Annotated in this window: 16 protein-coding genes; 10 read left to right on the forward strand and 6 right to left on the reverse strand. The window is 71.7% G+C overall.

What is annotated here, in order from left to right; translation table 11 throughout:
• Positions 1–55: 55 nt before the first annotated feature.
• Positions 56–2,020, reverse strand: a complete 1,965-nt coding sequence (locus Q2K19_RS24860) for a glycoside hydrolase family 32 protein (protein ID WP_302764199.1) — start codon at positions 2,018–2,020, stop codon at positions 56–58.
• Between the two features lie 251 nt (positions 2,021–2,271).
• On the opposite strand from Q2K19_RS24860, the gene Q2K19_RS24865 reads away from it, so the two are divergent.
• Complete coding sequence (locus Q2K19_RS24865; RefSeq protein WP_302764201.1) at positions 2,272–3,327, forward strand: LacI family DNA-binding transcriptional regulator; 1,056 nt, start codon at positions 2,272–2,274, stop codon at positions 3,325–3,327.
• Positions 3,328–3,357: 30 nt separating this feature from the next.
• Here the strand turns inward: Q2K19_RS24865 and Q2K19_RS24870 are convergent, their stop codons facing one another.
• Complete coding sequence (locus Q2K19_RS24870) at positions 3,358–4,671, reverse strand: TIGR04013 family B12-binding domain/radical SAM domain-containing protein (protein ID WP_302764202.1); 1,314 nt, start codon at positions 4,669–4,671, stop codon at positions 3,358–3,360.
• A gap of 49 nt (positions 4,672–4,720) precedes the next feature.
• Positions 4,721–5,467 (reverse strand): GNAT family N-acetyltransferase, encoded by a 747-nt coding sequence (locus tag Q2K19_RS24875; RefSeq protein ID WP_302764204.1) that lies wholly within the window; start codon positions 5,465–5,467, stop codon positions 4,721–4,723.
• Positions 5,468–5,620: 153 nt separating this feature from the next.
• Here Q2K19_RS24875 and Q2K19_RS24880 point away from each other — a divergent pair, with 153 nt between their 5' ends.
• Positions 5,621–7,207: a beta-1,3-glucanase family protein gene (locus Q2K19_RS24880; protein ID WP_302764206.1), complete on the forward strand. Its 1,587-nt coding sequence runs from the start codon at positions 5,621–5,623 to the stop codon at positions 7,205–7,207.
• Positions 7,208–7,239: 32 nt separating this feature from the next.
• On the opposite strand, the gene Q2K19_RS24885 is transcribed toward Q2K19_RS24880, so the two are convergent.
• Entirely contained in the window at positions 7,240–8,547 is a 1,308-nt protein-coding gene (locus Q2K19_RS24885) for an aminotransferase class V-fold PLP-dependent enzyme (protein ID WP_302764207.1), read from the reverse strand.
• Positions 8,548–8,884: 337 nt separating this feature from the next.
• Between Q2K19_RS24885 and Q2K19_RS24890 the strand changes: the two genes are divergently transcribed.
• Positions 8,885–9,958 (forward strand): L,D-transpeptidase, encoded by a 1,074-nt coding sequence (locus tag Q2K19_RS24890; protein ID WP_302764208.1) that lies wholly within the window; start codon positions 8,885–8,887, stop codon positions 9,956–9,958.
• Positions 9,959–10,010: 52 nt separating this feature from the next.
• On the opposite strand, the gene Q2K19_RS24895 is transcribed toward Q2K19_RS24890, so the two are convergent.
• Together Q2K19_RS24895 and Q2K19_RS24900 are read right to left on the reverse strand one after the other, a co-directional pair.
• Complete coding sequence (locus Q2K19_RS24895) at positions 10,011–11,225, reverse strand: PP2C family protein-serine/threonine phosphatase (RefSeq protein WP_302764210.1); 1,215 nt, start codon at positions 11,223–11,225, stop codon at positions 10,011–10,013.
• 171 nt (positions 11,226–11,396) lie between these two features.
• Positions 11,397–12,608, reverse strand: a complete 1,212-nt coding sequence (locus Q2K19_RS24900) for a low temperature requirement protein A (protein ID WP_302764211.1) — start codon at positions 12,606–12,608, stop codon at positions 11,397–11,399.
• 150 nt (positions 12,609–12,758) lie between these two features.
• Between Q2K19_RS24900 and Q2K19_RS24905 the strand changes: the two genes are divergently transcribed.
• The 7 genes from Q2K19_RS24905 to Q2K19_RS24935 all read left to right on the forward strand — a co-directional run bounded on the left by Q2K19_RS24905 (position 12,759) and on the right by Q2K19_RS24935 (position 18,040).
• Complete coding sequence (locus tag Q2K19_RS24905; RefSeq protein WP_302764212.1) at positions 12,759–13,283, forward strand: PadR family transcriptional regulator; 525 nt, start codon at positions 12,759–12,761, stop codon at positions 13,281–13,283.
• Positions 13,280–13,951, forward strand: a complete 672-nt coding sequence (locus Q2K19_RS24910; RefSeq protein ID WP_302764214.1) for an ABC transporter ATP-binding protein — start codon at positions 13,280–13,282, stop codon at positions 13,949–13,951. Before Q2K19_RS24905 ends, Q2K19_RS24910 begins: the two co-directional genes overlap by 4 nt.
• Positions 13,948–16,182, forward strand: coding sequence for an FtsX-like permease family protein (locus Q2K19_RS24915; RefSeq protein ID WP_302764215.1), 2,235 nt, complete (start codon positions 13,948–13,950; stop codon positions 16,180–16,182). The genes Q2K19_RS24910 and Q2K19_RS24915 overlap by 4 nt, the downstream gene beginning before the upstream one ends.
• Before the next feature lie 177 nt (positions 16,183–16,359).
• Entirely contained in the window at positions 16,360–16,776 is a 417-nt protein-coding gene (locus Q2K19_RS24920; protein WP_302764216.1) for a dienelactone hydrolase family protein, read from the forward strand.
• Positions 16,777–16,888: 112 nt separating this feature from the next.
• Positions 16,889–17,212 carry a plasmid stabilization protein gene (locus tag Q2K19_RS24925; RefSeq protein WP_302764218.1) on the forward strand — a complete coding sequence of 108 codons (324 nt, stop codon included), beginning with the start codon at positions 16,889–16,891 and terminating at the stop codon, positions 17,210–17,212.
• 68 nt (positions 17,213–17,280) lie between these two features.
• On the forward strand, positions 17,281–17,703 hold the full coding sequence (locus tag Q2K19_RS24930; protein ID WP_302764220.1) for an acyl-CoA thioesterase: 423 nt from the start codon (positions 17,281–17,283) through the stop codon (positions 17,701–17,703).
• Positions 17,704–17,752: 49 nt separating this feature from the next.
• Positions 17,753–18,040: a DUF1905 domain-containing protein gene (locus Q2K19_RS24935; protein ID WP_302764222.1), complete on the forward strand. Its 288-nt coding sequence runs from the start codon at positions 17,753–17,755 to the stop codon at positions 18,038–18,040.
• Positions 18,041–18,095 lie beyond the last annotated feature (55 nt).

Below are 18,095 nucleotides of genomic sequence, written 5' to 3' on the forward strand. Positions count from 1 at the left end.
GTCGGACGACGGGCCGGTGGGTGGGGTCGCGACGGTTGGTGGCCCTCGCCGCTGGTCAGTCCACCGGCCCGACCCGGACGTTCTGGATGACTCCGGTGCCGTTGAAGACGTTCATCCCGAACTGGCCGCCGGGGATCGTGTCGTCGACGGCGTCGATCACCGGCGTGGTGCCGCCGTCGAGGTAGACCCGCAGCCGGGAGCCGTCGGCCACCACCTTGAGGTGGTACGTGCGGCCCAGCTTGACGTCGAGCGGGTAGGTCGCGATGTCGCGGCCGGGTCGCCAGAGCTTGACCACCTTCGCCGCCGAGTCGACGTTCGCCGTGTAGTGCCGGGTGGCGTCGCGGTTGGCGCGGAAGGTGAGGGCCGCGGCGATCCCCGAGTCCAGTCGGACGTCGGCCTCGTAGGTGAAGTCGTCGCCGGTCCTGGTGTTCAGGTAGAAGGCGTCGCCGCCACTGGTGCCCTTCTTGCCGCCGGAGGTGTCGGACCACAGTCCTGAATCGGCGTACCACTGGCCGCCCAGGTTGTCCACGAGCGTGGACTCGCCGCCCCAGATCGAGCCGAGTTCGTGGAAGGTCAGCCGGTCCAGGTGGACCTTGCCGTCGGCGAACAGTTCGAGGGTGTCGTCACCGGGCAGGCTGTCGAAGTTGACGTTGAGGCTCTGGTAGAACCGGCCGTCGTTGCCGAAGATCTCCAGCTGGCCCCGGTCGACGAGCAGCCGGAGGGTGACCACGCCGTTGACCGGGGGCATCGGTACGCCGTTGAGCGTTCCGGTCGCCGGATCGTAGCTGACCTCGTGGTCGTACCAGCCGTCGCGGCCCGTCCCGAGCCGGAAGCCGAACCGGGACACCTCGCGGTCCGGGACCCGGAAGCTGGCCTCGAGTTCGTAGGTGTCCGCCCGGACGCCGGCCAGCAGGGCGCGGGCCTGCGTGCCGTTGAGCGTGCGACCGGTCCAGGTGCGGGTGGCCGTGCGCAGGCCGTCGATCTCGTCGATCGGCGTACTGAGCACCTGCGGCGCGCCGTCCACCGTGGCCAGGCGCATCTCCACCGGGAAGGTGAGGTTGCCGGTCCAGATGCTGCCCGAGTTGCCGGGCTGCCACGCCATCGACACGATCCGGTCGTCGGGCATGTTGGCGAAGTTCAGGCCGGCGTAGTAGCTGCCCCCGGCCGAGGTGTCGCCGTGGTTGAGCTGCCGTGGCTGCGCCCGGTCGGTGGTGAAGGTTGTCCCGTCGAAGGTGCCGACCACGTACTCGCCGCCGGCATCGCTGAGCACCCACCGCAGGTTCGCCGGATCGCCGTCCAGCGGCATCGGCACCATGTTCGGGCACTCGAACAGCCAGTCCGCCCGGTAGCGCGAGGCGAACGTCCAGCTGAGCAGGTTGTCCGAGGTGTAGAAGTCGACGCCGTTGCCGCCGTGGTCGGACCAGACGACCATGCCCCACCGGCCGGACGCCTCGTCCCAGAAGACCTTCGGATCGCGGCTGGTGCCCTGCGGCACCGCCACCGGCCGGCCACCGTCGTAGGTCTTGAACGTGTAGCCGCCGTCGGTGGAGTAGAACACCGTGACGCCGTTTGTGCCGGAGTAGACGACGATCGGGTCCTCGTCGCCGTTCTTCAGGCCGCTGACGTTCTTCGTGTCGACGACCCCGCCGCCGGACCAGAGGTTGCCCGGGTGCACGCCCGGCTCGAGGGCGATCGGCTTCTGCTTCCAGTGCACCAGGTCGGTGCTGGTAGCGTGTCCCCAGTGCATGGTGTCCCACTGGAGGCCGTGCGGATTGTGCTGGTAGTACAGGTGGTAGACGCCGTGGTAGTACAGCGGCGCGTTGACATCGTTGATCCAGCCGCCACGGGCACTGAAGTGGTACTGCCCGCGGTTGTCCTCCTGGTAGTTGGTGACGGGGTAGGGGAACTCCGGGTAGTCCTGCTGCGTGCCGGCGGACACCGGGTGGACCGTCACGCCGGCGAGGCCGACGGCGGCCGCCAGGACCGTCGCCGCTGCCATCGCCGCGTATCGAACTTTCATCCGCATACGTTCCAGCTCCTCGGTCGGTGCTCGACAGGGACCGGAGCAGGGCTCGGCGCCGGAGCCGCTCCTGACAACCTTGTCAAAGGAGTCTGGACGTGTGTTAGATGTGTGTCAATAGCTCCTTGCAGGCGTGTTACCGCATCATGACGTCCGCCCATGGTTGTGGCGACAACCTTGTCATCAGCCCGGTCCGGTAGGGTCTGACGACGACCCCCACGCAGGTCGTAGGCTGCGAAGCAGAGGGGACCATGAGCCAAGACGCCGATCCGACCACCACGCCCTACCGGCCACGACCCACCCTGCACGACGTCGCAGCGATGGCGGGCGTCAGCATCAAGACCGTCTCCCGCGTCGTCAACGGCGAGAGCGGCGTGACGGAAGCCAAGGTCGCGGCGGTTCGCAAGGCGATCCACCAGTTGGACTACCGGCCGAACGTCTCGGCCGGCGCGCTGCGACGGGCGAACCGCCGGACGTCGGCCATCGGCATGGTTCTCGAGGATCTCGCCAACCCGTTCTCCAGCGCCCTGCTCCGCGCGGTCGAGGACGTCGCCAACCAGCGGCAGGTGCTGATCCTCGCCGGAAGCGGCGACGAGGACCAGGACCGCGAGCGCGCCCTGGTCCGCGCGTTCAGCGAGCGCCGCGTGGACGGCCTGATCATCGCGCCGGTCGGCGAGGACCAGGGCTACCTGCGGACCGAGATGGAGGCCGGCACGCCGCTCGTCTTCGTGGACCGGTTGCCGCAGGGACTGCTCGCCGACAGCGTCCTGTCCGACAACGAGGGCGGCGCCCGGGCCGCCGTCCACCACCTCGCCGACGCCGGCCACCGCCACGTCGCCTACCTCGGCGATCTCCAGATCATCCCCACCGCCCAGCAGCGGTTCGCCGGATACCATCGCGCCTGCCTGGAGCGCGGCCTGCCCTGGACGCCGTCCCACCACCTGCACGACCTGCACACCGTGGACGAGGCGACCGAGGCGACGATCAGACTGTTGGGCTCCGACGAGCCGCCCACCGCGCTGTTCGCCAGCCAGAACCTCGTGACCATCGGTGCCATCGCAGCCCTCCAGCAGCTCGGGCTCGAGGAATCCGTGGCACTCGTCGGCTTCGACGACTTCCCGATGGCCGACCTGCTCAAGCCGCGGGTCAGCGTCATCGCCCAGGACCCGTTCCAGATCGGCCGGGTCGCGGCGGAACTGCTGTTCCAGCGGCTCGACGGCGACCTCGGCGGGCCCCGCCGGCTGGTGCTGCCGACGACCACCATCCCGCGCGGCTCCGGGGAGATCCCACCCCGGACGCGCCGCTGACCGCGCCGAACCTCGCCGTGGGCGGGGCCGTCAGCCGTCGGCGAGGGGGAGAATGGTCCGGCTCCGGCCGGGACGCGGGTACGCCTCGGCCGCCGCGGCCAGCCGGGTCGCGTGGTCCCGCTGCTTCTGCCAGTGCCCGTACAGGGCGCCGCGCCGGGACAGCCGGTCGACCTCGCTGATCGTCTCCGGCGCCACGTCCCCGGGCGGCGCGTCCCGCCACGGGGTCCCGGGCAGTGGCATGAACGTGTGCGCGTGGATGCGGGCCCCCAGGTCGGCGAGCTCGCGGGCCAGTCGCAGCGAGTCGTCCACATCGGAGCGGCGCTCGCCCGGCATCCCGAAGATCATGTCGACGTTGATCCGGAAGCCCTCGTCGACGCCGAGCCGGACCGCCCGCTTCACCTCCTCGACGCCGTGTCCGCGCTTGGCCGCGTCGAGGACCCGGTCCGAACCGGACTGCGCGCCCACGATGATGTTGTTGTTGGCGCAGTACCGCTTCACCAGCCGCAACGCCTCCCGCGAGACGTGCTCGGGCCGGATCTCACTGGGGAACGAGCCGAAGAAGACCCGCCCGTCCGGTCCGATCCCCTCCTTGCACGAGGCGAGCAGCTCCTCGACCGCCGCCAGGTTCGCCTCGTCGCCCGCGGCGCCGTACGACAGCGCCGTGGGGGTGATGAACCGGACGTCCCGCAGCCCCCGCTGGCGCATCGCGTCCACGTGCCAGCGCACGTTCGCCACGCTGCGATGCCGAAACCTGGCGGAGAACATGAACGGGGTCTGGCAGAACCGGCAGGAGAAGACGCAGCCGCGGGTGATCTCCAGGGCGTTGAACCGGTCCCAGCGCAGCGAGACGCCCCGGAACTCGTCCAGCGGCCGGCGTTCCGGCCGGCCGGTGCGCACCACCGCGCCGTTCGCGTTCCGGTACGCGAGGCCCGGGATGCCCGCCGGGTCGCCGACCGCGTCGACCAGGCGTAGCAGCGTCGTCTCGCCTTCCCCGACCGCCGCGACGTCCCACCCGGCGTCCAGCGTCTGCACCGGCTCGGCGGTGGCGTGCACCCCGCCGGCCACGTGCACCACGTTCGGCGCGTCCGCCATCTCGCGGATCCGGGCCAGCTCCCGCGACAGCGCCTCGGCATCGGGGGAGTAGAACGACCACAGCACCAGCACCCGCCGCGCGGTGGCCGACGCCGCACGGATGTGCGCGGCGGTCGCCTCCGGGCTCGCACCGAAGCGCACCTCGTACCGGGTGCTGGTCTGGTGCGTCTCCAGCGCGCCGAGCAGCACGTGCAGGCCGTACGTGACCGCCTTGCGGTAGCGCAGCACGAGCACCAGCTCCGGAGCGTTCATGGCGGCGATTGTGCCAGCCGTTCCGCTGCCCGGCGGGGCCCGGCAACGGTCACAGCCGGTGGCGGACCCAGACGTTGGGCTCGACGTAGACGGCGTGGTCGTGCGCCACGTCGCAGAGCACCGGCACCAGGGCGCCCGGCACGTGCACCGGTCCGCTGGTGTCGAACGGCAGCCCGGTCCAGCGGCGCCAGTCGGCCAGGGTGCCACTGATGACCATCGACCGGGGCGCCACCCGCTCGATGCGCCCGCCGGCGCGGACGTGCACCCGCAGCCACGGGTCGACCGGCAGGCCGTCCGCGCGGACCTGCGCCGCGTACTCGGTCATCGGCAGGTCGGGCCGGGTGTGCTTGCCGCTGGGGCGGACCGGTGCGACGAGGGTGTCGAAGCCGCGCTTCGCGGCGGCCTCCCGCATGGCGGCGAGCATCAGCCCGGAGAGCCCCGTTCCCCGCCGGTCCGGTCGGATGCAGATCTCCAGCGCCGACACCATCGTCGGGGTGGCCCCGGTGAGCCGGTCGATGGCCGACCGCTGGATCATCCGGTCCCAGCCGCCGTCGGGCAGCTCGGCCTCCGTCCAGCGCACCGGGACGGCGTACGCCCGGGCGACGGCGCGATCGGGTTGGGCCGGGTCGATGGCGGCGAACACGAACTCGGGGTAGAGGTGGTCGGCGACGTTGTAGTACACCCCGCCCATCGGGTCCCAGAGCATGAACTGCGGCCACGCCCCGGCGAAGTCGTCGTTGCCCAGCAGCGGGGCGAGTTCGGGGCGGTCCGCCAGGCTCACGATGTCGAGGGTCACGGCCGGGACCGTAGCCGCGTCCGCCCCGCGGCGCACGTCAATTCGCGCCTCGCCGCCACCTTGGCGTTACCCCATTGACAAAAGTCATTAACAGTTGTCAATCTCGGAGAGCGCTCTCTCGGATCGATCCGTCCCACCCCGTGAGGTGATCACATGACCGTCCGAAGACGACTCCTCGCCGCCGCCACCGTCCTGGCGGTGGTGGCGGCCACCCTGCACGCCGCCCCCGCCCAGGCCGTCGGCCCGGCGCTGCTGCCCGTCACCGTCACCAACAACACCGGCCGCAGCGACGCCGTGCACCTGTACGTCATCGGCATCCAACTGGCCAGCAACCGGCTCGGCTACGTCACCGCGAACGGGGCGTTCGTCCCGTGGACCGGGGGCCAGATCCCCCCGGCGCCGGCACCGGACGCCGCCATCCCGGGCCCGGCCAACGGTGGCAGCACCACCATCCAGTTCCCCCGGGGCTTCTCCGGCCGGGTCTACTTCTCCTTCGGCGACAAGCTCAAGTTCTTCCTCACCCCGGACGGCCTGGTGCAGCCCGCCCCGTGGGCGGCCGGCGACGCCAACCGGGACATCCTGTTCGACTGGAGCGAGTTCACCTACAACGACGCCGGGCTCTGGTTGAACAGCTCCCAGGTCGACATGTTCGCCGTGCCGCACGCGGTGACCGTCACCGGCGCCGGCGGCGCCACCAGGCGGACCGGTGACCTCGTGGCCGGGGGCCGCAACGCCGTCATCGACGGCATCCGGTCGCAGCCGGGCTGGGCCAACACGGTCCACACCCGCTCGGACGGCACGGTGCTGCGCGTACTGGCGCCCGGCAAGGCCGCCGGCGCCGGGCTGCTCAGCCCGACCTATCTGGACTCCTACATCGCCTCGGCGTGGAACGCGTACACGACCAGGACACTGACCGTCGTGCCCTTCGCCGACCAGCCGACCATCCGCTACTACGGGCGGACGTCGGGCAACACCATGACCTTCACCAACGGCGCGGGTCAGGTGGTCGCCTCCTTCAACCGGCCCTCGTCGGCCAGCGTCTGGGGCTGCGACGGCGACCTGCCCGCCCCGAACGACCAGGTGGTCGGCCCGATCTCCCGCACCCTCTGTGCCGCGCTGAACCGGGGCACGCTGGGCACCATCGACACCCAGCCCAGCACCAACCCGGCCGACTTCTACCGCAGCAGCCCGACCAACCAGTACGCCCGACTGGTCCACGCCAACATGGTCGACGGCAAGGCGTACGCGTTCGCCTTCGACGACGTCGGCGGGTTCGAATCGCTGGTCCACGACGGCGACCCGCGGGCAGCCGGGCTGATCCTGAGCCCCTTCGGTGGCGGCGGCGGAACGCCCGGCGCCGGGGTGGCCGTGGTCAGCAACTGGAACAACAAATGCATCGACGTGCCCGGCGCCAACTTCGTCGACCGCGCCCAGTTGCAGACGTGGACCTGCAACGGCACCACCGCGCAGCAGTGGACGTTCGACGGCACGGCCGTGCGGAGCCAGAACGACAAGTGCATGGACGTCGACGGCGGCGCGACCGGCAACGGCGCCGTCGTCCAGCTCTACACCTGCAACGGCACCGGCGCCCAGCAGTTCACCCTCAACGCCGTCGGTGACCTGGTCAACCTGCGGGCCAACAGGTGCGTCGACATCAAGGACTGGAACGGCGCCGACGGCGCGAAGCTCCAGCTCTGGGACTGCGCCGGCAGCGCCAACCAGAAGTGGCGGACCGGCTGACCGCGGGGTGGTTGCGCGGGCCGCGGTCGTGCTCAGAGCAGGCCGCGCACCGCGCGCACCGCCGCGTCGACATCCGCCTCGCTGTTCGCGATGGTCGCGCCGAAGCGCAGATGGGACGGGTTGTACGGAGTGCTGCTGGCGATCACCCCGGCGGCGACCAGCCGGCCCACCGCCTCACCCACCGGGATGTCGGGCAACTGGCAGCAGACGATGCCGGCGGAGAGTTCGGCCGAACGTGGGGTGACCAGCCGCAGCCCGCGCAGGCCGGCCAGGCCCTCCTTGAGCCGGTCGGCCAGCTCGCGGGTCCGCGCGGTGACCCGCTCCGGACCGATCCGCCGGTGGAACTCGAACGCCTCGGCCAGCGCCCACCGGTGCTCGAAGCTGTGGTAGCCGCCCGGCGTGTGCGCGGGCCCGGCGGGCGTCGCCTCCGCGCCCACGCCGAACAACCAGCGTCCGATGCTGCGCCGGTCGAAGGTGGGGATCACGGGTGTCATCCGGTCCCACGCCCGCTCGCTGCCCCAGACCAGGCCGGTGCCGCGCGGCCCGAGCAGCCACTTGTGACAGCCGGAGACCAGGACGTCGCAGCCGAGCTGGGCCGGGGTCACCGCCTCGGCGCCGAAGCCGTGCACCCCGTCGACACAGACCAGTGCCTCGGGGCTGCGGGCGCGTACCGCCTCGGCGAGCTGCCGGACCGGCAGCTTCACCCCGGTGCTGGAGTGCACCCAGGTGAGCGTGACGACCCGGGTGCGGCTGGTGACCGCTGCCGCGAGGTTGCCGACGATCTCGTCGGCGGTGGTCGTCGCCGCGTCCCGGTAGAGGCGTACCCGACGAACGGTCACCTTGTCCCGCTCGGCGCGCAGCCGCACCGACTCGTGCGTCGCGTAGAAGTCGTGCTCGGTGGTCAGCACCTCGTCGCCGGGTCCCAGCCGCACCGCGGTGTAGAGCAGGCCGAGGCCCATCGTCGTCGAGTCGGTCAGGGCGATCTGCTCCGGGCGGGTGTCGAGGCGGGCCGCGGCCGCCGCGAGCACCGCCTCGTCGAGCCGTTCCTCGTTGGCGCCCAGGTAGCCCAGCGCGTCCCGGTCGAGCCCGTCCCGGTGTCCGGCGATGGCGGCGCGGACCGGCGCGGGGTGCGCCGCGAAGACGAAGGTGGCCAGGTGGGCCCGGGCGGGGTCGAGCGCGAACTGGGCCCGCACGCTCTCCCAGCTCGCCGGGTCGAAGTCCGGTGCGGGACTCGCCGCGCCACCGGCGGACTCCCGCCGGTCCGGCTCGCACCCGGTGGCCAGGCCGGTCATGCCGGCCGCCGCGGTCACGCCGAGCAGACTCCGTCGGGTGAACTGCATGCTACTCATCGTCCACGGTCAACATCACGGTCAGGTCACCGCGGTACGCGCTCCGGGCCGGCAGCCCTGGATCGGTGGCCGGCCGGCCTGCCTCGGGTGTCGGATCCATGATCAATGTTGCGGAACTCGGCACCGGCTCTCCCATGACGCGGCGCCGGCAAGTACTCTCCGGGCGGAGAGGAACGCGATGATCAGTCGGCGCAAGTTGATCGGTACCGGTCTGGGTGTCACGGCCGGCCTCGTGACGGCGGGGTGCAGCGATGGTTCGTCGTCCGGGGCCGCCTGGTCGGCGCCCGGCGTGGCGGTGGAGGAGAGTGCACCGCCGAGCGAGGTGCGGGTGACCGTGACCCCGGCGGCCGACACGAAGAAGGTGTCACCGCTGGACCCGGTCGTCGTGGCGGTGGAGGGCGGCACGCTCAAGGACGTGTCCGTGACGGCGGGGAGCAAGACCGTCGCCGGCAAGGTGGGCAGCGACGACCGGACGTGGCAGTCGACCGGCAAGCTGGCCTACGGCAAGACCTACACGGTCACCGTGTCCGTGGCCGACTCCACCGGTGCGCTGACCCAGCACAACAGCAGCTTCAGCACGGTGAAGCCGGCCGGGGTCGCCTCGGTCACGTTCCAGGCCAACGCGCTGACCGCCCTGCGGGCCGGCGGCACGTACGGGGTGGGGCAGCCGGTCATGGTGAACTTCAGCCGGACCGTCAGGAACCGCGACGAGGCCGAGAAGGCGATGCTGGTGGAGACCACGCCGGCCGTCGAGGGACGGTGGCGCTGGATCGACGGACAGAACGCGCACTGGCGGCCGGCGAAATACTGGGCCCCGGGCACGAAGATCTCGGTAAAGATCAATCTTTTCGGCCAGGACCTCGGCAAGGGCGTCTACGGCGGCGCGAACGCCAGCACGAACTTCACCATCGGCCCGTCCCGCATCGCCATCGCCGACGCCAGCACCCACCGGATGAAGGTCTACATCGACGGCCGGATGGTGCGGGACGTCCCGATCAGCATGGGCAAGGGCGGCACCACCAGGGGCGCGAACGGCGAGCTCATCAGCTACTGGACCCGCTCCGGCCCGCACGTGGTGATGACCCGGGAGCCCTCGCACCGGATGACCTCGGCCAGCTACGGGGTCACCGACCCCGAGGACCCCAACTACTACGACGAGGTCATCAAGCTCTGCCTGCGGATCTCCTACTCGGGCGAGTTCGTCCACCTGGCCGACTGGAACATCGGCGCCCAGGGCAGCCGGAACACCTCGCACGGCTGCATCAACGTCGGGCCGGCCGACGCCCGCTGGTTCTACGAGACGTTCCGGCTCGGCGACGTGGTCGACGTGCGCAACACCCCGCGGGCGATGGCGCTCACCGACGGGGTGGGCGACTGGACTGTGCCCTGGAGCAAGTGGTGACCGTGAGCCGCCGGGGCGGCCCGGGCGTCGTCTGACGCCCGGGCGCTCGCCCTCAGCCGTCGGTCCGGCGGACGGCCAGCAGCGCGATGTCGTCCGTGGGGTGCTCGGCATCGAGGGTCGCCATGATGGTGTCGCACACCGTCTCGACCGGTGCGACCGGAATCGCGGCCAGGAGGCGGGCGACGCCGGAGTCGAACAGTTCCCCGCGGCGTTCGACGAGACCGTCGGTGTAGGTGACGAGGACCGCGCCGGCGGGGAAGTCGACCGTGGTGGTGCGCCGCTCGGGGCGTCTCCGGCTGATGCCGAGCGGTGGATCGATGTGCGCGGGTAGCAGGGTCGCCGGTCGGCCGGGCGCGGCGAGCACCGGGCACGGGTGCCCGGCCAGGGAGAGCCGGATCTGGGAGCCGTCGGGGGAGATCATCGCGTACAGGGCGGTGGTCAGGCTGCCGGCCTCGAAGTGGACCACCTTGCGGTCGAGCAGGGAGAGGGCCTCCGCCGGATCGTCGCAGATGAGGGCGTACGCGCGCAGGGCGCTGCGGACCCGGCCCATCACCACCGCCGACTGCAGCCCGTGACCCGAAACGTCGCCCATGACGACGCCGAGCCAGCCGGAGGGGAGGCTGAAGACGTCGTACCAGTCGCCGCCGACCCCGGCGGCGTGGCCCGGCACGTACCGGCCGGCCATCTCCAGGTTCGGCACCTCGGGGAACCTGGCGGGGATCAGGCTCCGTTGCAGCGCCAGGGCGGCGGAATGGTCCAGGGTGCTCTCGCGGACCCGGTTGGCCAGGCCGACATGGTTGGCGACCAGTTCCAGCAGGCGGACATCGTCGGCGGTGAACCGGCGTGGGCTGAGGGTGCCGACGTGCAGCACGCCGACGAGGTGATTCCTCGTCATGATCGGTACGCCCAGCAGGGAGCGGACCCCGGTCTGCAGCAGGATGGGATTGACCACCTTGCCCTCGGTGACCTCCTCGATGATCACCGGTTGCTGGGTCGCCGCGACCCGGCCGGCGAACCCCCGCCCGATCGAGACGCGGAAACCCTGCCGGACCTCCTCTTCCAGCCCCCTGGCGGCGGTGGCGACCAGGTGCCGGGCCCGGACGTCGAGCAGGAGGATGGCGGCGGTGTCGACCTGCAGCAGGTCGCGGACCCGGTCGAGGACCTCGTCGAAGAGGTCGGCGACGTCGAGGCGTGACAGCGTGGCATCGGTGACCGCCTCGATGCGGCCCAACCGCTGCTCGTTTCGCTGACTCTCCGCGCGAACCACCCCCGGATCCTAGTTGCCTGACCGCAACTTCCGCCCAATGGACCCGGCCGGGCCCCGCGCGGATGCCGGTGCCGCCTGCACCACCCGGTCATGGTCGGCACCGCAATCGAGTATGCACGCCCGTCCTGGCAGCCCGGTCGTACGCCTGCCGGCCGGTCGTGACCACCGGGCCTAGAAGGGCGGTTTCGCCGGCTCCGGTGGCAGCCCCCTCGCGCGCCGGGCGTCGGCCAGGGCCGCTCCGAGGAGTATCACGGCGGCGACGATCGAGGCTGCCAGCGCCGGAGCCCGCAGGAGCACCGGGTAGGACAGGATCAGCGCCGCCAGCGTGACGACGCGCGCCGGGGAGACCCTGCCGAAGACCTGGAACTCGAAGCGGGCGCGGCCGGTGGTGAACAGGGCCGGGCCGAGCAGGACCGGTGCGAGCCACGTCGGGTGGGTATGACCGACGGGGTGTTCGATCACGATCTCGTACCCGAGCGCGGTGAGCACGATGCCGATGATCATGATCAGGTGTGAGTCCGCGGCGGACCGACCGATGAGCGACGGTTGCCTCGCCTTCATGATCGCCTCGTTGAGGATCTGACCCGCACGATAGAAGTAGATCCGCCAGAGCAGCACCGAAGTCAGCGCGGCGACCGCGAACGCCAGGGTGCTCGGGACGTCGAACGGGCCGGTGCTGTAGGTCAGGCCGACCACCAGGATCGTCTCGCCGAGGGCGATGAGGAAGAACTGCTGGTAGCGCTCGGCGAGGTGTTCCCCGGCGATGTCCCACTGGGAGGTGGTGGAGCGGCCCAGCCCCGGCACCGGCCACCCGAATCGTCCCGCGGCGTACTCCAGCCCGAGAGCCAGCACCCACAGGATGATCAGCGTCCGTCCGCCGAGGATCGCACCGATGACCCAGAGGACTCCGGCGGCGGCGTAGGTGATGAGCATCCGGAGTTTCAGTAGGCGCCGTTGCCGGTCCCGCAGGACGATCAGGAGTACCAGGGGTCGGGTGAGTTGACCGACGACGTAGGCGAACGCGAACGCCTCCGGGTACCCCCGGAACGCGCGAGGTACGGCCACGCCCAGCACCAGGCCGGTCAGCAACGCCACGATGACGATCAGTTGGATCGCGGTGGAGTCGGGCTCGTAGCGGCTGGTCGTCCAGGCGGTGCTCTGCCAGAGCGTGTACAGGGCGAGCAGGAGCAGGAGGGTCTTGCCGGCGCCGGGCAGGGCTCGGGACAGTTCGCTACCGCCCTGCTCCAGCACCATGTCCTCGTACATCCGCGCGACGATCCGGGTGAACGCGAAGACGAACACGAGATCGAAGAAGAGCTCAAGGAAGGTGGCCCGCGCGGGCTTCCTGCCGGCGGGCTGGGGTTCGCTGAGGCTCCTCCACATGGCGCCCGTCCGTTCGATGTCTTCCCTGGAGTGGTAGCACGGCCGCCCGGCCCGGGCCGGTCATACCGGAAAGTGCGCCAACCGCCCGGGCGGCGCCGATAAACGCTCAGGGTATATACGCGGGGTATACACGCGGGGTATGGTGCGGGCATGAGTGTTCCGTTGACCCTCCTCGGCCTGCTCGAGCGGGAGCCCAGTCATGGCTACGACCTCAAGCGCGACTACGACACCTTCTTCAGCCGCGGCAAGCCGCTGCCGTTCGGGCAGGTCTACGCCACGCTGGGCCGCCTGGCGCGGGACGGCAAGATCGTGATCGGCGAGGTGGAGCCGGGCGTCGGCCCGGACCGCAAGCGGTACGTCATCACCGAGCGCGGCGCGACCGAGGTGGACGCCTGGCTGGCCGAGCCGGTGGAGGCCGAGCCCAACCTACAGACGATGCTCTTCACCAAGGTGGTGCTGGCGCTGATGCTGGACCGCCCCGCCGCGGAATACCTCGACGTCCAGCGGGCCACCCACCTGCGGCGGATGACGGAGCTCACCGCGATCAAGCGCGACGGCAACCTGGTGGACACGCTGCTGGCCGACCACGGCCTGTTCCACCTCGAGGCCGACCTGCACTGGATCGACACCACGATCGCCCGGCTGGACGCGCTGCGCGCGGTGGTGCGGCGATGACGGCCGTCGAGGCACGGGACGTGGTCCTGTCCTTCGGCCGGACCCCGGCGCTGCGCGGCGCCAGCCTGGCGGTCGACACCGGTGAGATCGTGGCGGTGATGGGCCCGAGCGGCTCGGGCAAGTCCACCCTGCTGCACTGCCTGGCCGGCATCCTGGTCCCCGACAGCGGCGAGATCCGCCTCGACGGCCGTCGGGTGGACACGATGACCGAGCAGGAGCGCAGCCTGCTGCGCCGGGATCGATTCGGGTTCGTGTTCCAGTTCGGACAGCTCGTGCCCGAGTTGACCGCCGAGGAGAACGTGGCGCTCCCGCTGCTGCTCGGCGGCGTCAAGCGGGCCGCCGCACTCCGGGAGGCGCGACCGTGGTTCGCGCGGCTCGGCCTCGCCGGGCTGGAGCGACGCCGTTCCGGCGAGCTCTCCGGCGGCCAGGCGCAACGGGTGGCGCTGGCCCGCGGTCTGGTCGCCCGGCCGAGCGTGCTCTTCGCCGACGAGCCGACCGGCGCCCTCGACTCGCTGACCGGCGAGCAGGTCATGGACCTCCTCGTCGGGTGCGCCCGCGAGCAGGGCACCACCGTCGTGCTGGTCACCCACGAGGCCCGCGTCGCCGCGTACGCCGACCGGCAGGTCATCGTGCGCGACGGCAAGGTGAACGCGCTGGTGCACTCATGATCCGATTCGGTCTGCGGCTGGCCCTGTCCGGCGGCAGGGAGGCGGCCGTCCGGCTCGTCATCATCGCCACCGCGGTGGCGCTCGGCGTCGGCATGCTCCTGACCACGCTCGCCGGCATGAACGCGGTCGGCGCGCAGAACCTGCGGTACGCCTGGCTCAACACCACCGTCGCTCCGGCCTCCTCTGACGCGTCGGCCGACCCGATGTGGTGGCTGCTCCGGGAGGACTACTACCACGGCCGGTCGATCGGCCGGGTCGAGGTCGCGGCGCTGGGCCCGGATGCGCCCGTCCCGCCGGGCATCCCGCACCTGCCCGGGCCGGGCGAGTACTACGTCTCGCCTGCGCTCGGCGAGCTGCTGCGGAACACCCCAGCCGCGGAACTCGGCGACCGCTTCCCCGGCCACCAGATCGGCACGATCGGCAGGGCGGCGCTGCCGTCCCCCGAGTCGCTGCTGATCGTCATCGGCCGCGCCCCGGCCGACCTGGAGCACCTGGGGGCCCGGCAGGTCACGCAGATCATGACCACCTCCCCGAGCGACTGCAGCCACGGCTGCTACGTCGGGATCAGACACGACGGCATGACACTCGTGCTGTCCGTCGTCGCGGCCGCGCTGCTCTTCCCGGTGCTCATCTTCATCGGCACCGCCACGAGGCTGGCCGCGAGCCGCCGGGAGCAGCGGTTCGCCGCGATGCGGCTGATCGGCGCCACACCACGGCAGATCTCCGTCATCTCGGCCGTGGAGTCGACGGTTGCCGCAGCGGCGGGCACCGCTGCGGGATTCGGCCTGTTCTTCGCGTTCCGGCCGGGGCTCGCCACGATCCCGTTCGCCGGTGAGCCGTTCTTCGCCGCTGACCTGTCGCTCACCGTCATCGACGTCCTGGCGGTCGCGCTCGGCATTCCGCTCGGTGCCGCGGCGGCGTCCTGGCTGGCGCTGCGCCGGGTGCAGATTTCGCCGCTGGGCGTGAGTCGCCGGGTGACCCCGAAGCCGCCGCGTGCCTGGCGGATGATCCCGCTGGTCGCTGGCCTCGCCGAGCTGACCTGGTTCGTCGGCCGCCGCCCCGACACGACCAACGGCCAGATCACCGCGTTCATCTCCGGGTTCCTGCTGATCCTGATCGGGCTGGTGCTGGCCGGGCCCTGGCTGACCATGATCGGCGCCCGGGTGCTGGCGGGGCGGGCGAGCCGGCCCGCCGCGCTCATCGCCGGACGGCGGCTCGCGGACAACCCGCAGGCGGGGTTCCGGTCCGTGAGCGGGCTGATCGTGGCGCTGTTCATCACTAGCGTGGCGACTGGCACGATCACTACGTTCGTTGCCAACCGCGGCGAACCGCGCACCGACTCGGTGGCGGCCACCTCACTCGCGAAGACGTTCTGGCCCGAGGAAGGCCCGGCACCGACCGCGGACCAGATTCCTGCCGGCCTCAGCACGATCCCCGGCGTCCGAAGCGTAACGGTGGTGCACGCCAACTCCGGGCGCAAACCCGGCGTCGGCGGGGACCGCGGCGGCGCGGTCGACTGGCCGGGCCTGGTCACCTGCGCCGAGCTGAACCGTCTCAAGGTGTTCGGCAGCTGCCCGGCCGGCGGGCAGGTCGCGGTCGTTCCCTCGGACCTCATCGGCATGCGGGCGTTCGACCTGACCAATGACACGTACGTCTGGGGTGCCGCCGGCGGCCTCGTCGCCGCGGACGTGGACCGGCAGCCGATCCTGTCGGTGGTCGTCAACACGACCAGCCGCGCCGCGTTCGAGCAGGCCCGCACGATGCTGATCAACGCGTTCCCGCTGGGGCGCTTCCCGGCGAGCGTCGGCGAGTGGGAGGCGGACTCCGCGCAGCAGCTGATCCAGTTCCAGCAGCTGGCCAACGTGGTCATGCTGGCCAGCCTGCCGATCGCGGGCTGCAGCCTCGCGGTGAGCGTGGCCGGCGGGCTCAGCGACCGCAAGCGGCCGTTCAGCATGCTCCGCCTCACCGGGGTGCAGCTACGCACCCTGCGCCGGGTGGTCGCGCTGGAGACCGTCGTGCCGCTCCTGCTCGTCGCGGTCGTGGCCACCGGGATGGGGTTCCTGGCCGCGCACCTGTTCCTGCGGGCGCAGCTCGGCTACTCGCTCCTCCCGCCGCACCTGCCGTTCTACCCGATGGTCGTCGGCGGCCTGGCGGTGTCGCTCGGCATCATCGCCTCGACGCTGCCGCTGCTGCGGCGGATCACCGGCCCGGAGACGGCCCGGAACGAGTGAGGCGACCGCCTCCCGGCGAAGGACCGGCGCCGCCACCGACCCATCACGGGTCGGTGGCGGCGCCGGTCGTGTCAGTCGGTCGGGTCGCGCTCGGCGTCGGGCAGGGTGGGTGCCTCGGTGGGGTAGAGGCCGGCGGCGAAGCCGTACACCTGGTCGCCGGCCCGCCTCGGGGGCGAGGTGCTCGACGGCCGGGCCGACCAGGCCGTGGCCGACCTGCCCGAGGGGCTGGTCTACGCCGGCGTGTCGTGGGGTGCTGCCACGGCGCAACGGATCGCGCAGACCCGGTCCGGCGCCCGCGGCGCCCTGCTCTACGAGGCCTGCCTCCCGGTCACCGGCGAGTGGGCCGTCGGGCCGTGGCCCGATCGGGTCCCGGTGCAGATCCACGGCATGGACCAGGACCCGTTCTTCGCGCTGGAGGGCGACCTCGATGCCGCCCGCGAACTGGTGGGCATCGTCGGGCCGGAGCTGGCCGAGCTGTTCGTCTACCCCGGCGACCGGCACCTGTTTACCGACCGCGCGCTACCGTCGTACGACGCGGAGGCGACGGCGCTGGTGGTGCGGCGCTCGCGGGACCTCCTCGACCGGGTGGGTTGACTCGGCCGGCCGGGACCGCCCGCCGGCGCGGGCGGCCCCGGCCGTTTCACCGGCGGCGGCCCGGGGCATCCCACTCACCGATCGGGGTTCGACCGCGCCACCGGGAGGAAAGATGCCAGCCGGATCCAGCCCGAAGCGGGAGCGGCAGTACGAGCACATCAAGGCGAGCGCGAAGCAGCGGGGCGCCACCACCAGCCGAGCCGAAGAGATCGCCGCCCGCACCGTCAACAAGGAACGGGCCCGCTCCGGCGAGGCGCGCACCGCGAGTCGCTCCTCCCGCACCGACGTCTCCTCCGGGCACCGTGGCGGGAAACGCTCGCACGGCGGGGCGCAGGGCCGCACCAAGGAGCAGCTCTACAACGAGGCGAAGCAGCGCGGCATCAAGGGCCGCTCCGCCATGTCCAAGGCGGAGCTGGAGAAGGCCCTGTCCCACTGAGCCCACCGGCGAGCGGCGCCGCTGCCGCACCGCACGGTCCGCGGGCGGGCCTCGGTAGGCTCGCCGGCATGGCAGATCCGTTCCGGGTACGCGTCACCGTGCGCGGCTACGAGCTCGACACCCAGGGCCACCTCAACCAGGCGGTGTATCTCCAGTACAGCGAGCACGCCCGGTGGGAGTGTCTGCGCGCGGCCGGCATCTCGCAGGACCGGCTGATCGCCAGCGGAGTGGGACCGGTCGCCCTGGAGGTCACCGTCAAGTTCCTGCGGGAGCTGCGCGGGGGCGACGAGGTGGACGTGTCCTGCGAGTTCCGCTGGGGCGAGGGCAAGACCTTCCAGATCGTCCAGGAGCTCACCCGCCCGGACGGCGGCCAGGTGGCCACGGTGACCGGGGTGGGCGGCCTGCTCGACCTGTCGGCCCGCCGGCTGGTGCCCAACCCGCGTGAGCGGTTCCAGGAGCTGGCCACCGACCCCGGGCCGCTCAACCTGTGACGGTGTCGCCGTTCCGGCCGTCCCCGTCGACCGCACCTATCCTGATCGAATGGAGATGGAGTTCAGCGGCGAGGTGTGGTTCTGGAGAGGCCCGGCGCCGTGGCACTTCGTCACGGTGCCGGCGGAGCAGTGCGCCGAGCTGGAAGCGGCCTCCGCGGTGGTGACCTACGGCTGGGGCATGATCCCGGTGACCGCGCGGATCGGGGAGACGGGCTGGGTGACGTCGCTCTGGCCCAAGGACGGGCGGTACATCGTGCCGGTGAAGGCGTCGGTGCGGAAGGCCGAGGGGATCGAGACCGGTGACACGGTGACGGTCCGCCTGGGCGTCGACGTCTGAGGCCGGCGCCCCCGTCCGAGCGGACGTCGGGGTTGGCCCTGGCCGGAGTCGGAGC

This window comes from Micromonospora sp. NBRC 110009, from assembly GCF_030518795.1.
GTDB lineage: Bacteria > Actinomycetota > Actinomycetes > Mycobacteriales > Micromonosporaceae > Micromonospora.